Source organism: Pararhizobium sp. PWRC1-1, from assembly GCF_049897905.1.
Taxonomy (GTDB): Bacteria; Pseudomonadota; Alphaproteobacteria; order Rhizobiales; family Rhizobiaceae; genus Pararhizobium.
This window is the reverse complement of record NZ_JAFCXE010000014.1, coordinates 63,949-76,829: the sequence shown is the minus strand read 5'-3', so window position 1 is coordinate 76,829 and position 12,881 is coordinate 63,949. Positions and strand designations below refer to the sequence as shown.

The window sequence follows — 12,881 nt, the reverse complement described above, 5'->3', positions numbered from 1 at the left end:
ATGGAACTCTGGATCCTCTTTGGAGCGTTTACGCTCCTGATGTTGATCGGAACACCGATCGCGTTCTGCCTCGGCGTTTCCAGCCTTGCGACTGTTCTCTATATGGGCCTGCCGCCACTGGTCGTGTTCCAGCGCATGAATTCGGGCATGAGCGTGTTTTCCATGCTTGCGATCCCCTTCTTCATCTATTCCGGAGACTTGATGGTCCGCGGCGGCATTGCCGGACGCATTGTTGCGTTTGCGGCGACCGTCGTCGGGCACCTGCGCGGCGGCCTTGGCCAGGTGAACATCCTGACCTCCACCCTGTTCGGTGGAATTTCCGGCTCCGCGGTGGCCGAAGCGGCAGCCGTCGGCAGCATCATGATCCCCCAGATGAAGGCGCGCGGTTATGGCGCCGACTACGCGGTGAACGTCACCTCGATGGCGGCTCTGATCGCGCTGCTGTTGCCGCCTTCGCATAACATGATCATCTATTCGATCTCCGCAGGCGGCACGATTTCCATTGCCGACCTGTTCACCGCCGGCATCGTTCCCGGTCTTCTGTTCGCAGCGGTGCTGATGGTTACCGCCTATATCGTTGCCCGCAAGCGTGGCTATCCGACTGAGCCTTTTCCCGGCCTGGTGGTGGCGCTCCATCTTTTTGCCGTCGCCATCCCCGGTCTGCTGCTCATCGCCATCATTTTTGGCGGCGTGCGCTCGGGTATCTTCACGGCGACCGAAAGCTCCTGCATCGCGGTCATCTATGCCTTGCTGATCACGGTCTTTGTCTATCGACAGCTGAGCTGGAGGGATTTCGTCCACGCCACCATGGGCGCGGTGCGCACCACCGCGATGGTACTTCTCATCATCGGCTGCGCGGCGGCGTTCTCGTGGCTGATGGCGTTTCTCAAGGTTCCGGCGACACTGGTCGCTTGGATGCAGACGCTTTCAGAAAACCCCATCATGATCCTGCTGCTCCTCAATGTCCTGATGCTGGTCCTCGGCACGTTTATGGACATGGGGCCGACAATCATTATCACCACGCCGATTTTCCTGCCGATCGCCACCGCCTATGGGGTGGATCCGGTGCATTTCGGGGTGATCATGATCCTGAACTACGGGATTGGTCTCAACACGCCGCCGGTCGGAGCCGTGCAGTTCGTGGCCTGCGCTGTCGGCAAGATATCGGTATGGCAAGCCATGCGTTCGATCTGGCCTTTCTATGGCGCAGGTATCGCCGTGCTGATGATGGTCACGTATATACCGGCCCTGTCGCTCTGGCTGCCGAGCATCTTCAAGTAAGGAATGGACATGAGTGGAAACACGACGGACATGAGAGTGGAGCGCAAGCCGAAACTCTTCGAGAATGTGGCGCACGCTCTACGGACGCAAATTCTCGCCGGCGATTTCGAGCTTGGGGAAAGGCTGCCGACAGAATCGCGCATGACCGAGATCTTTGGCGTCAGCCGAACGGTAGTGCGCGAGGCTGTGGCCTCGCTGGCAGCCGATAATCTGGTGGAGGTGCGGCATGGTGCAGGCGTCTTCGTCCTAGACCATCCGACCCGCAAGATCAGCGCCATGACCGCCGACATGGGCAACCGCATCAGCCAGGCCATGAATGTGCTGGAAGTGCGTATGGGTATCGAGATCGAAAGCGCGGGCCTTGCCGCCCAGCGCCGCAGTCCGTCCCAGGAGGCACGTATCCAGGAGGCGTTTTTCGAATTCGAACGCCTGCTGAAGCAGGGGGAGCCGACCGGCAAGGCCGACTTCGCATTTCATCGCGAAATCGCAGCAGCAACCAACAATCCGTTTTATATCGAAATTCTCGATGCGCTTGGTGACCGCACCATTCCCTGCGACCGCAACTCACCGTGGTATTCGGTCGAAGTCCTGTCCCAGGAATATCTGAATGGCCTTCAGCGTGAACATTTGCGCATCCTCCAGGCGATATCGGTCGGCGATCCGGACAGCGCCCGCGACGCAATGCGGGCACATCTGCTCGCGGCGCAGGAGCGTTATCGCAAGCGTCTTTCCGGCCAGCAGGCCGACTATTCCCAACTCGTTGCGCCGTCGGCGCGTATCCGAACCTTTTGAACAGAAAGCAGAGCGACATGACGATTGAATATACAAGCCGTTACGCGATCGACCCGTTCGCCGCCGCTGCGATGGGCACGGATGAACTGCGCCACAACTTCCATATCGGCAACCTCTTCGAGCCGGGTGAGCTCAACGTCACCTACACCCACTATGACCGGATGATCGTCGGTGGCGCGATGCCCCTCGGTCAGCCGTTGAAGCTGGAGACGATCAAGCCCGCCGGTACGAAATCCTTCCTGGAGCGCCGCGAACTCGTCGTCGTCAACATCGGTGGCGAGGGCACCGCCGTCGTGAGCGGCGAACAGCACACGCTCAACACCCGCGACATGCTCTATGTCGGCCTCGGCGAAGAGGTGACGTTTTCCTCGGCCAATGCTGATACGCCCGCCAAATACTATCTACTGTCCGCCCCGGCACATCGTAAATGCCCGACACAGCTCATCACGCTCGACGAGGCAAAGCGCCTCGACCTCGGCAGCCAGGAAACCTCGAATGAGCGATCGATCTTTCAGTTCACGACCACGATCGATACCTGCCAGATCGTCGTCGGCATGACGCAGCTTGCCAAGGGCTCGGTCTGGAACACCATGCCGGCGCACATTCATGACCGGCGCATGGAAGCCTATCTTTACTTCGATCTCGCTGATACGGCACGGGTCTTCCATTTTATGGGCGAGCCGTCCGAGACTCGCCATATCGTCATGGCGAACGAAGAGGCGGTCCTGTCCCCCGCCTGGTCGATCCATTCGGGCTGCGGCACCTCCAACTACGCCTTTATATGGGCGATGGCCGGTGACAATGTCGATTATACCGACGTGGACCCCGTCGCGATTGGAGAGATGCTGTGAGCGATCTATCCGAATTCAGCCTGGAGGGCAGGCGCATCGCCGTCACCGGTGCCAATACCGGAATTGGACAGGGCATCGCTGTCGCGGTCGCGCGCGCTGGAGGCATGGTTCGGCATCGGCCGTTCGGCGATGGACGAGACGGCAAGAATGGTGAAGGCCGAAGGCGCAGACTTCCTGCCCGTCAAAGCGGATATCAGCGACACGGGGGCTCGGTTGCCATGCTGAACGACCTGATGGCTGAGGACGCGCTCGACGGGCTCGTCAACAATGCCGGCATCATCCGCCGCGCCGACAGCGTCGACTTCACCTAGGCAGACTGGGACGACGTGATGGAGGTGAACCTGAAGTCGTTGTTCTTCCTGGGCGGCATCCGCGTGCCGTCCTACACGGCATCGAAAAAACGGCGCGCTTGGCGTTACCAGGCTGCTTGCCAACGAATGGGCGGCCAAGGGCATCAACGTGAACGCGATAGCGCCAGGATACATCGAGACAAACAATACCGAAGCTGCGCAATGATCCGGATAGAAGCAAGGCGCTGCTCGAGCGTATTCCGGCCGGCCGCTGGGGCGTGGCCGGCGACGTTGGCGATGCCGCAGTGTTCCTCCATGCGCGCGCGTCTAACTACATGCACGGCGCCATCATTCCCGTCGACGCCGGCTGGCTTGCGAGGTAATCCTCATTCAGGGAAAAGGCATTTTCGTGCGCGCGTGCGAGGGGGAGTGGGACACAACCTCCGAGGGGAACCGGCGCCGTATCGTCTGCTTACGGACGAGCTCATGATGGTGGAGTTCGCCTTCGAGAAAGGCGGAGAGGGCTGGATGCACTCCCAGCCGCACGTGCAGTCGAGTTATGTTGCCGAGGGTACCTTCGACGTGACGATCGAAGGCCGGACCGAGGCGCTGGGTATGGGCGACAGCTTCAACGCACCATCCGACCAGCAACACGGGGTGAGGGCGCTGGAAAACGGCCGGCTGGTCGATTGCTTCACCCGCACCGCGCAGACTTTCTGAAGGGTTAGCCGAGCCAGATGTTTTGTTGGCGCCGATTACATCGAAGAACTCGATGGTTTAGGAAGCTCATCCAATCGTTTCGGCGCCCTTGTGCACAGGGTCGTGGACATCTGCCCTGTGCTCCTGCGCAGGGAATCGCTTACTGCCCGCTTTATGCGGGGCCACCTGCTCGGGGCTCGATGACCGCATGCCACTGCCGGTGGTCGGCCGCCGGCCGGCCATCGCGTGGCGTCTTCACCAGGAAGCACGCATGCCGGGGCTTGACATGAGAACGGCGCTGGTATCGTATTGATTGGTATGACCACCTGTCCATTTGACCGCATTGGTTAGGGAATATGTTTTCTGCAGTGGAATCACGCCGCCTGTATCGCCAGGCCGCGGATCAGATGCGAAGCTTGATAGAAAAGGGCTCACTCGCTCCCGGCTCACGCCTGCCTGCAGAGCGGGAGCTGGCGCAGATGCTTGGGGTTTCGCGTCCGACGATCCGCGAGGCGCTCATCGTTCTCGAGGTTGAAGGTTTCATCGACATCCGCATGGGCTCCGGCGTCTATGTCAATGCCCGCAAGCCGGTGCTCGCCGACCTTCCGCCTGAGGATTTCGAGGGACCTTTTGAGCTGCTGCGAGCGCGCACCGTCGTCGAGTGCGCGGTCGCCGAAGAGGCTGCCCGGCTGGCGACGCCGGAACACATTCTGGTGCTTGACGATAATCTCGCCCAAATGGCCGTAGCCCTCAATGACCGGCATCGGGCGCTCGCGCTCGACCGCGACTTCCACGTGATCGTTTCCGGCATTATTGCCAATGCCACACTGACCCGTTTCGTCGGCAGTATTCACGATATGCGGATGACCCCCTATTTCGAGAAGCTTGCCAGCTATTTCGAGAATACCGAAACCTGGAGGGCCGCGATGGAGGAGCATCGCGTCATCCGCAACGCCATCGCAGCGGGTGACCCAGCTGCAGCGCGCGTCGCTATGCGTGTGCATCTCGATCAATCGCAATTGCGGCTTTCGGAAAGCTTCGAGGAGAAGCCGGCCGACAGCACGATACCGGCCCCCTGGAGTCGCGCCGGACGAAACTAGGAGAATCAACGAACTTCAACTTGGGAGGAGACATAAGATGAAGCTCACACTGAAAATGCTACTGGGAGCAACGGCTGCGATCCTGGCCTCGGCATTGACTGCGCAGGCCGAAACAGCACTGAAATGGGCCCATGTCTACGAAACCTCGGAGCCGTTTCACACCGATTCCGTATGGGCGGCGCAAGAGATCGGCAAGCGGACGGAAGGGCGCTACAAAATCGATGTCTTTCCGGCATCGCAGCTCGGCAAGGAAGCCGACCTCAATCAGGGCCTGAAGCTCGGAACTGTCGATATTATCATTTCCGGTTCCAGCTTCGCGGCGCGCGAACACAAGCCGATCGGCGTCACTTACTTTCCCTATATCTTCCGCGATCCGAGCCATTTGATCGCCTATACCAAGAGCGACATCTTCAAGAAGCTGGCTGCCGGCTACGAGGAAGCGTCCGGCAATCATATTACCGCCGTCAGCTATTACGGCACGCGCCACACGACCTCGAACAAGCCGATCGAGAAATGCGCCGATTTGCAGGGGCTGAAGATCCGCGTTCCCGACGTGCCAGCCTATCTGGCAATGCCGCGGGCCTGTGGCGCCAATACGACACCGATCGCCTTTGCGGAGGTCTATCTCGCGCTCCAGAACGGCACCGTCGAAGCGCAGGAAAATCCGCTGACCACCATCGAGGCGAAGAAGTTCTACGAGGTCCAGAAGCACATTATCCTGACGGGCCATATCGTCGATCATCTCAACACGCTGATCTCGAAAACGCTGTGGTCCAGCCTGTCAGATGAGGACAAGCAGATCTTCACCGAGGTCATGCAGCAGGCAGCAGAACGCACCACGAAGACGATCGAGGACCGCGAAAAGGAGCTTGTAGCCAGCTTCAAGGAAAAGGGCCTGACCGTCACCGAAGTAGATAAGGCCGATTTCGAGAAGAACGTCGTCGAAAAGGTAACGTTCGAGGAGTTCGGCTACGACAAGCAGGATTGGGAGGCCATCCGCGCCATCAAGTGAACCGTCGTGCCGGTCGCCCGCAACGGTGGCCGGCATTCCTTTCTCCTGTGCCGGATGATCCCATGCCACACGAAATCCACACCCCTGTGACGCCGGAGGAGCTTGCCCACTCCTTCGAAGATGTGGCGCCGACCGCCGATATTTCCGACTATGCCGTCGAGGACTGGGTCACGCTCGCAATCTTCTGGATCATGACGGGATGCGTGTTCCTGCAGTTCTTCACGCGCTACGTACTCAACAATTCCTATGCCTGGACCGAGGAAATCGCAACTAATTGCCTGATCGGCATCGTCTTCCTCGGCTCAGTCATGTGCGTCCGGCTGTCACGGCATATTCAGGTCGACGTGCTCTATCACTACCTGCCCGAACGCGTTGCCCGTGCACTGGCCGTCTGCGTCGACATCGTCCGCATCAGCTTCTTCACCTATGGCTGCTGGCTGATGTGGCGATACGTGGCGATCGTCGCCGACGAGCGCATGGTGACCGTCGATCTGCCACGCAACATCGTTTTTTTTAGCGTGCTGGCAGGCTTCGTGCTGATGCTCGGCCGCTCCATCCAGGTATTCATTGCCAATCAGCGCCGAGGATATTCGGTTCTCGAACGGCCTGAGGAATTCCAGAAGGTCGAGGATTGATCCATGCTTCTGCTTGTTGGTGGTTTTCTTGTCCTGATGCTGATCGGCGTTCCCGTCGCCATCGCCATGGCTGTTGCATCGGTTCTCTATCTCGTCTTCTATAACGTCGCTCCAGACATCATCGCCGCGCAGCGGATGATCGCCGGCGTCGAGAGCTTCCCGCTATTGGCCGTGCCGTTCTTCATCCTTGCGGGAAACCTGATGAATTCGGCCGGCGTCACGGGCCGCATCTATTCCTTTGCCGTGGCCCTCGTCGGCTGGATGAAGGGCGGCCTCGCGCAGGTTAACATCATCGGATCGGTGATCTTTTCCGGCATGTCCGGCACGGCGCTCGCCGATGCCGCCGGTATCGGAACGATCGAGATCAAGGCGATGAAGGAGCATGGCTATCCTGTCGAAGTGGCGGTCGGCGTGACGGCCGCATCGGCCACGCTCGGCCCGATCTTTCCGCCGTCGCTGCCCTTCGTGATCTACGGCATGATGGCGAATGTCTCGATCGGCGCCCTGTTCATGGCTGGCATCGTTCCAGGCGTTGTCATGACCGTGCTGATGATGCTGACCGTCGCGATCTTCGCCTATCGTCACGGCTGGGGTTCGGACACGCCGTTTGAAATCAGGCGTCTTATGGCGGCCTCCGTGGAAATCCTGATCGTTCTGGCAGTGCCGCTGGCCATTTATCTTATGATGCTTGCCGGCCTTTCCCTGAATATCTCCGTCGGTATCGCCCTCGTCGTCCTGATCGCCGTCGATTGGTATTTCGACTTTTCCGCCGTCATGGCTCTGATGACGCCGGTCATCCTGATCGGCGGTATGACAATGGGATGGTTTACGCCGACCGAAGCGGCCGTTGCGGCTGTATTGTGGTCCCTGTTCCTTGGCCTCGTGCGGTATCGGACGATGACACTTTCGTCCCTCGCGCGCGCGACCTTCGATACGATCGAGACCACGGCTTCGGTGCTGTTCATCGTGACGGCCGCATCGATCTTCGCCTGGCTTCTGACAGTCAGTCAGGCGGCGCAGCTGCTGTCCGGCGCGATCCTGACGATTACCGAGAACAAATGGGTGTTCCTGATCCTGGTCAACATCCTGATGCTGTTCGTCGGCTGCTTCCTCGATACGATTGCGGCGATCACCATTCTCGTTCCGATCCTGCTGCCGCTGGTGCTTCAATTCGATATCGACCCGGTGCATTTCGGCTTGATCATGACCCTCAACCTGATGATCGGACTGCTGCACCCGCCACTCGGCATGGTCCTCTTCGTTCTGTCGCGTGTGGCAAAGCTCTCGGTCGAACGCACCACCATGGCCATCCTGCCCTGGCTTGTGCCGCTGTTCATCGCCCTGATCCTTATCACCTTCATTCCGGCTATCACGCTCTGGCTGCCGACCGAAGTGGGGTTGATCCGGTGAGCGCGAACGACCCAGTACAGACGCGGCTGGCGCGCCTTTATGGCCGGACCGATCTTCGGCTGGAGATGGCGGCGGTAGCAGAGCCCAGCAATGGCGAGGTTCTGCTGAAGATGGCGGCCGCCGGCATCTGCGGCTCGGATCTCCATTACTACCAGGACGGTGGCTTCGGACCTGTGCGCGTCCGCGAGCCTATCATTCCCGGTCACGAAGGCTCCGGCTACATCACAGCCCTTGGCGCTGGCGTGTCCGGGCTTGCGATCGGCGATCTGGTTGCCGTCAACCCCAGCCAGCCGTGCGGCACCTGCCGGTTCTGCAGGGAACATCTGCCGATCCATTGCCAGACCATGCGCTTCATGGGCAGCGCCATGCGCTTACCCCACGAGCAAGGCATGTTCCGGGACTGGCTGATCGTCCCAGCAATGCAATGCGTTCCGGCTGGAAGGTTGATAACGGCTGGTGAAGCCGCTTGCGCCGAGCCGCTGGCGGTTTGCCTCCATGCTGTCGCACAAGCGGGAAGCCTCGACGGCAAGTCGGTGCTGGTCACGGGCGCGGGTCCGATCGGCACCCTCGTCACCGCGGCCGCGCGGCATGCCGGAGCGGCATCCGTCGTCGTTACCGATTTGGCCGATGCCGCCCTCCAACGGGTCACGGCCATGGGTGCGACCGAGACGATCAATGTTCGCCATACCCCCGAAAAGCTGACGGTCTACGAAAAGGACAAGGGGCAGTTCGACGTCGTGTTCGAATGCTCCGCGGCCGAACCAGCGCTTCGCAGTGCGATTGCCACCGTGCGGCCGCGCGGGCTGATCGTGCAAGTCGGCGTGACTGGCGATATCACGCTTCCTTTGAACGCGATCGTCGGCAAGGAACTGCGGCTGATCGGGTCACAGCGGTTCGATACGGAATTCGCCGTGGCGCTAGAATTGATTGCCACCCGCCGGATTGACGTGCGGCCGATCATTTCCCATCGTTTTCCAATTGATGAGGCGGTTCAAGCCTTCGTGCAAGCGGGCGACCGCTCGGCTGCCTGCAAGGTGCAACTGAGCTTTCTTCCCTAAGAGACTGTTTGAGAACCCATTGAACGGCTTGTTGGAATGTGATTCCAGCTTGGGATGTGGACCTCAACGACGCGTGGCCGGATGGCCGACATTGCCAGAAAGGCGAACGCTACCCGCCGGATCTGACCGATGAGGAATGGGCCTGCATACAGCCCTTCCTGCCTGGCGAGACCAAGACCGGTCGTCCAATCGAGACGGATTTGCGCGAGGTTTTGACCGCGATCCGCTTCAGCAGCCTGCTCCTCGCTGCCGACATTGACGCTTCTGCCGTCGGTCAGGAAAACCTTGACGATGCGCAGATCGCCAACAGCCTTGCGCGCTGCGCTGGCGTCTTCGGCGGCATAGGCCGCAAGCGCCAGGATCGGATTTTTTCCACCGCTTGCACGCGCATAGGCGTCAAAGGCGAAGACAAGCTGCCAGCCCTTGGTTGCGGAAAATGATTGCCCAAGGGGTCCACGACTTCGCCACCCATGTGCTGCCGATCCTGGAACCGCGCGGCTATTTCAATCTCGTGCTTGAGGGTAAAACACTGTGCGATCATCTCGGGCTGGACTGCCGGGAAAGCCGCTATGCGGCCCCCGCCTAAGGCGCCGGGAGCCGGCCGTGAACATCATCGCACAGCCTTAGCGCCTGAATGATCCCGTAGAGTTCAGTTCAATGAATACTCCTGGACAGAGCGTATATCAGCTGCGTGTCCGTACTGCGTCCGCCAACGTACGGCAGGCTGCGGGGATATCTGCTTTTTCGCGCAGAAGTGCGCCGCCGACCAGGTACATCACCGTGTCGCCATACGCGTCACGCATTTCCGGCAGCCGCGCGAATGTCATGCCGCCGCCTGGCGCCGGCAGGATCGGCTTGAGCTTGCCGAGATCCGTTGCGCAGCCATCCACGATCGACAGGCATTCGTCACGGGAGAAGCTGAAGCGGCCGCCAAAATTCGGATAGATTACTGCGTCGACCCCCATCAACCGCTGGAGGATGCCGTAGAAAAAGCGGTGCGAAAAGCCGGTGGTGGGCGTAATGACGTTCGTTCCGCCGAATGTCGGATGCGAGACGATTGGCAGGGCGAAGTTGGGGTCGGCGGCCAAAGTCCGCGAAACATCGAATCCGACCAACGATGGCGCCAGCATGACGCCTCCGGCACCCATTTCCTTGGCCATCCACGCACGCTCGAATGTCTGGTCGGCAGGGCCGGTGATGTTTGGCACATAGGTGGTGGCAAAACCGGTCTTTACATTGGCATCACCAATCGCATCCGTGCATGCCTTCAGGCGTTCGGCGAAGGGCGAGGTTTTCTGGTTGGCCAGACCATGATCGTCCTTGACGTAGTCCATGCCCCCGAGCGCGAATTGACGCGCAAGTCCGGCAAGCTCCGCCGTTGACAAGCCGACGGGTTTCAATGCCGACATCAGGATCGGCCCCTGGCTCACCCCGGAGCGCTCCCTTATCCCTTGAGTGCCGAAACGTGGTCCGGGAAACAGGTCTTCAATGCCAAGTGATAGTGTCATCGTCTCGACGCGGGTATCGCGGCGGATCGAGGAATTGCCGAAGACGATATTGAGAAACTGCAGGAAATCGTCGCCGATATCATCTTCGCTATAGGAGATTTCGGCAAGGAAACCGCCGCGTTCGTCTGCGCCCGGATGCACTGCTTCGATCCGCCCGAGGATTTCATCCTCGACATAGCCTGCTGGCACGATATCTCGCGGGATTTCCACCGTCTGCTCGACGGCAATTTCTAGCGCGCGGGCATGCGCCTCCGCCTCTGTTTCGACGCCGATCCAGTAGGTCACCGAAAACCGGGCCATTACAACGCCTCCGCCTTCTGGGCGGAATGGACGGTGTCGATCCGCACGGCTTCAAGTTCCGCGTCGTCGATATCGAGATCTTTGCCGAGAAGCTGGCTGATAGCGGAGACCAGCGCGCTGGCATCGAGCCCGTATTTCTTCATCAGGTATGGCTTGGAGGCGCCATGCGCGAACGTATCTTGCAGGCCGAGACGCCGCAGTTTGACGCCGAGCCCTTCTTCGGCAAGAATTTCCGCCACCAGCGAACCGAGGCCGCCGTTGATGGTGTGGTTTTCCAGCGTCACGACACCCTTCTTGCCGCGCGCCGCCCTGATCAGGCCGTCACGGTCGAAGGGTTTCAGGGTCGAGACATGCAGATGGTGAATGCCGACACCACGGGCCTTCAACGGTTCGGCGGCACGAAGGGCCTCCTCGGTGCAGACACCGGCGGTCACCACCAGCGCGTCGTCGCCTTCGCTCAGTGTCCGCAGCTTATTGAATTCGAACGGGGTCGAAAACAGCCGTGGCACCTCGCCACGCAGAACGCGGACATAGACCGGGCCGTCGATGCTGTCGGCAACCTGGAGCACGGTTTCGACTTCGGTCGCATCGCCACATTCGAGGATGGTCATGTTGGGGATGGCGCGCATTACCGAAATGTCCTCGATCGCCTGATGGGTGATGCCGCCCGGCGTGGTGATGCCGGGAAGAAAGCCCATCAGCCTGACCTTGCGGTTGGAATAGGCGATCGAGTTGATCAACTGGTCATAGGGCCGGCGGTAGAGGAACACCGAGAACGTATGCAGGAACGGCCGGAAGCCCTGCATGGCGAGACCGCCCGCAAAGGACAGCATGTTCTGTTCAGCCATGCCGAGCGACAGAAACTGGTCGGGGTGCCGGTCCCGGAAACCATCGACTTCGCAGGACGACGTGAGGTCGGCCGACAGGCAGAGGATCTCCGGACGAGCGGACGCGAAGGTTTCGAAGGCCTTCGCATAGGGACGGTTGACGATATCGACCATGATCAGGCCCTCGCAATTTCGGCTTCATCGACGCCGAGTTCGGCAGCGATTGCGGTCTGCATTTCCCGGCGTTCGTCAGCCGATTTAAAACGCACATAATGGAGGCGCGGAAAGCGTTTCTTGAGAAACTCCATGCCCTGGTAAGGCGAGGTGTTGGCCAGAATGATCAGCGGCTTGCCGGGCTCGGCACTGTCAGTGGCATCCCGCATCGCACTGAGGTCATGCCCATTGATCGAACGGCAGGTCACGCCAAAGGAAGTGATACGCGCGGCGAGGTCTCCAATGTCGAGGACCGTTGACATCGCGCCGTCGCATTGCTGGCGGTTGACGTCGACGATGACGCGGATGTTGTCGATACCGTGATAGGCCATCGCGGCCAGGCATTCCCAGGTCTGCCCCTCCTGGAACTCGCCGTCTGACATGTAGACCCAGACCTTGCCGGGCTCTCCCTTGCGCTTGCGGGCGAAGGCAATGCCCGAGGCCATCGAAAGCCCCTGCGCCAGCGAGCCGGTGGTCACTTCCATGCCAGGACTGTGTTCGGCGCCGATCATTTCGACGGAGCCGCCGTCGACGTTGAAGTAGTCGAGCGCATGTTCGTCCATGCGACCGACCTGAATCAGCGCTGAATAGATCACCAATGCGTAATGTGCTGGCGAGATGATTAGCCGGTCGAATTCCGGAGCAAACGGCCCGTGATAACCGGCACCGGTAAAAGCGTCGGGGTTAGTGGCTGACGGCACACCACCGAAAGGCAGCGGCACCTTGGGCAAGGTCGGTTCACCCAGCGTCAGCGCCTCATTGTAGAGAAAGGCGAGACTTTCGGCGGCCGAGCAGGCCTGGCTGAGATAGCCGCCATTGTTGCGCATGGTGTGCAGAAAGACGCGCTTGCGAATGCCCGCTGCGACATCCTCGGTAGTTTGCTGGTTGGACAGGCTCATGATTAC

At 60.1% G+C, this 12,881-nt stretch carries 12 protein-coding genes and 3 pseudogenes; 11 read left to right on the top strand and 4 right to left on the bottom strand.

The window, feature by feature from the left end; genetic code table 11:
* From ACP7E0_RS20900 to ACP7E0_RS20855, 10 genes and pseudogenes are all read left to right on the top strand, one after another.
* Window positions 1–1,281: a TRAP transporter large permease gene (locus ACP7E0_RS20900; protein ID WP_426127456.1), complete on the top strand. Its 1,281-nt coding sequence runs from the start codon at window positions 1–3 to the stop codon at window positions 1,279–1,281.
* A 9-nt stretch (window positions 1,282–1,290) separates the two neighbouring features.
* Window positions 1,291–2,073, top strand: coding sequence for a FadR/GntR family transcriptional regulator (locus ACP7E0_RS20895; RefSeq protein WP_426127454.1), 783 nt, complete (start codon window positions 1,291–1,293; stop codon window positions 2,071–2,073).
* Between the two features lie 17 nt (window positions 2,074–2,090).
* Entirely contained in the window at window positions 2,091–2,924 is an 834-nt protein-coding gene (kduI, locus tag ACP7E0_RS20890) for a 5-dehydro-4-deoxy-D-glucuronate isomerase (protein WP_426127452.1), read from the top strand.
* Window positions 2,921–3,597: pseudogene (locus ACP7E0_RS20885) on the top strand (SDR family oxidoreductase). Before kduI ends, ACP7E0_RS20885 begins: the two are co-directional and overlap by 4 nt.
* Window positions 3,597–3,942: pseudogene (locus ACP7E0_RS20880) on the top strand (cupin domain-containing protein). Before ACP7E0_RS20885 ends, ACP7E0_RS20880 begins: the two co-directional pseudogenes overlap by 1 nt.
* 327 nt (window positions 3,943–4,269) lie before the next feature.
* Window positions 4,270–5,013, top strand: coding sequence for a FadR/GntR family transcriptional regulator (locus ACP7E0_RS20875; RefSeq protein ID WP_426127450.1), 744 nt, complete (start codon window positions 4,270–4,272; stop codon window positions 5,011–5,013).
* Between the two features lie 37 nt (window positions 5,014–5,050).
* Window positions 5,051–6,025 (top strand): sialic acid TRAP transporter substrate-binding protein SiaP, encoded by a 975-nt coding sequence (locus ACP7E0_RS20870; RefSeq protein ID WP_426127449.1) that lies wholly within the window; start codon window positions 5,051–5,053, stop codon window positions 6,023–6,025.
* A 62-nt stretch (window positions 6,026–6,087) separates the two neighbouring features.
* Window positions 6,088–6,660 (top strand): TRAP transporter small permease, encoded by a 573-nt coding sequence (locus ACP7E0_RS20865; protein WP_426127447.1) that lies wholly within the window; start codon window positions 6,088–6,090, stop codon window positions 6,658–6,660.
* A 3-nt stretch (window positions 6,661–6,663) separates the two neighbouring features.
* A complete protein-coding gene (locus tag ACP7E0_RS20860; protein WP_426127445.1) occupies window positions 6,664–8,070 on the top strand; it encodes a TRAP transporter large permease in 1,407 nt (468 codons plus the stop codon).
* Between the two features lie 65 nt (window positions 8,071–8,135).
* Complete coding sequence (locus ACP7E0_RS20855) at window positions 8,136–9,128, top strand: L-idonate 5-dehydrogenase (protein ID WP_426127658.1); 993 nt, start codon at window positions 8,136–8,138, stop codon at window positions 9,126–9,128.
* Between the two features lie 188 nt (window positions 9,129–9,316).
* On the opposite strand, the pseudogene ACP7E0_RS20850 reads toward ACP7E0_RS20855, so the two are convergent.
* Window positions 9,317–9,562 (bottom strand): annotated as a pseudogene (locus ACP7E0_RS20850) (alkane 1-monooxygenase); the annotation flags it as partial.
* Window positions 9,563–9,564: 2 nt separating this feature from the next.
* Here ACP7E0_RS20850 and ACP7E0_RS20845 point away from each other — a divergent pair.
* Window positions 9,565–9,714, top strand: coding sequence for a hypothetical protein (locus ACP7E0_RS20845; RefSeq protein WP_426127443.1), 150 nt, complete (start codon window positions 9,565–9,567; stop codon window positions 9,712–9,714).
* A gap of 97 nt (window positions 9,715–9,811) precedes the next feature.
* Here the strand turns inward: ACP7E0_RS20845 and ACP7E0_RS20840 are convergent, their stop codons facing one another.
* From ACP7E0_RS20840 to ACP7E0_RS20830, 3 genes are read right to left on the bottom strand one after another with little or no spacing between them, the layout of a single operon-like run.
* Window positions 9,812–10,936, bottom strand: a complete 1,125-nt coding sequence (locus ACP7E0_RS20840; RefSeq protein ID WP_426127441.1) for a RuBisCO large subunit C-terminal-like domain-containing protein — start codon at window positions 10,934–10,936, stop codon at window positions 9,812–9,814.
* Window positions 10,936–11,937, bottom strand: a complete 1,002-nt coding sequence (locus ACP7E0_RS20835) for a transketolase family protein (RefSeq protein ID WP_426127439.1) — start codon at window positions 11,935–11,937, stop codon at window positions 10,936–10,938. The genes ACP7E0_RS20840 and ACP7E0_RS20835 overlap by 1 nt, the downstream gene beginning before the upstream one ends.
* A gap of 2 nt (window positions 11,938–11,939) precedes the next feature.
* Window positions 11,940–12,875 carry a transketolase gene (locus ACP7E0_RS20830; RefSeq protein ID WP_426127437.1) on the bottom strand — a complete coding sequence of 312 codons (936 nt, stop codon included), beginning with the start codon at window positions 12,873–12,875 and terminating at the stop codon, window positions 11,940–11,942.
* Between the last annotated feature and the right edge of the window lie 6 nt (window positions 12,876–12,881).

What these genes read in the sequence shown, in the direction of transcription:
- ACP7E0_RS20845 (WP_426127443.1), top strand. Translation starts at nt 9,565, where the DNA reads ATGATTGCCCAAGGGGTCCACGACTTCGCCACCCATGTGCTGCCGATC.
- ACP7E0_RS20860 (WP_426127445.1), top strand. Translation starts at nt 6,664, where the DNA reads ATGCTTCTGCTTGTTGGTGGTTTTCTTGTCCTGATGCTGATCGGCGTT.
- ACP7E0_RS20840 (WP_426127441.1), bottom strand. Translation starts at nt 10,936, where the DNA reads ATGGCCCGGTTTTCGGTGACCTACTGGATCGGCGTCGAAACAGAGGCG.
- ACP7E0_RS20875 (WP_426127450.1), top strand. Translation starts at nt 4,270, where the DNA reads ATGTTTTCTGCAGTGGAATCACGCCGCCTGTATCGCCAGGCCGCGGAT.
- ACP7E0_RS20835 (WP_426127439.1), bottom strand. Translation starts at nt 11,937, where the DNA reads ATGGTCGATATCGTCAACCGTCCCTATGCGAAGGCCTTCGAAACCTTC.
- ACP7E0_RS20830 (WP_426127437.1), bottom strand. Translation starts at nt 12,875, where the DNA reads ATGAGCCTGTCCAACCAGCAAACTACCGAGGATGTCGCAGCGGGCATT.
- kduI (WP_426127452.1), top strand. Translation starts at nt 2,091, where the DNA reads ATGACGATTGAATATACAAGCCGTTACGCGATCGACCCGTTCGCCGCC.
- ACP7E0_RS20865 (WP_426127447.1), top strand. Translation starts at nt 6,088, where the DNA reads ATGCCACACGAAATCCACACCCCTGTGACGCCGGAGGAGCTTGCCCAC.
- ACP7E0_RS20870 (WP_426127449.1), top strand. Translation starts at nt 5,051, where the DNA reads ATGAAGCTCACACTGAAAATGCTACTGGGAGCAACGGCTGCGATCCTG.
- ACP7E0_RS20895 (WP_426127454.1), top strand. Translation starts at nt 1,291, where the DNA reads ATGAGTGGAAACACGACGGACATGAGAGTGGAGCGCAAGCCGAAACTC.
- ACP7E0_RS20900 (WP_426127456.1), top strand. Translation starts at nt 1, where the DNA reads ATGGAACTCTGGATCCTCTTTGGAGCGTTTACGCTCCTGATGTTGATC.
- ACP7E0_RS20855 (WP_426127658.1), top strand. Translation starts at nt 8,136, where the DNA reads ATGGCGGCGGTAGCAGAGCCCAGCAATGGCGAGGTTCTGCTGAAGATG.